The following is a 258-nucleotide window of genomic DNA, read 5'->3' on the forward strand; positions in this document are numbered from 1 at the left end:
TTGCCGAGAACCACGTTTGGTAATTCGATTTCGTGTTGCCGCAAACTCTCCGGATGTGAATACAATCTGGTCTATGCCTGCAAAGGCTACTAGTTTCTTTGGATGATCAAAACGGTCTACTTCTCCAATTTTCGATAAAATGGTTGCAGCAATTTTAGGACCAATACCGGGAATCGACTGAATTAAATCAGATTCTTCCATTTCTTCAGCGAGAGCATCTATGTTCTTTTCCAATCGAGATAGATGCTCTTGGTACTG

1 protein-coding gene is annotated in these 258 nt (G+C 41.5%); it reads right to left on the reverse strand.

Annotation, left to right across the window (positions count from 1 at the left end):
• On the reverse strand, positions 1-258 hold a 258-nt coding region (locus tag CA600_RS30735), incomplete at both ends, for a transposase (protein WP_143812248.1).

The organism is Paenibacillus sp. VTT E-133280 (assembly GCF_002264385.1).
GTDB lineage: Bacteria > Bacillota > Bacilli > Paenibacillales > Paenibacillaceae > Paenibacillus_AQ > Paenibacillus_AQ nitricinens.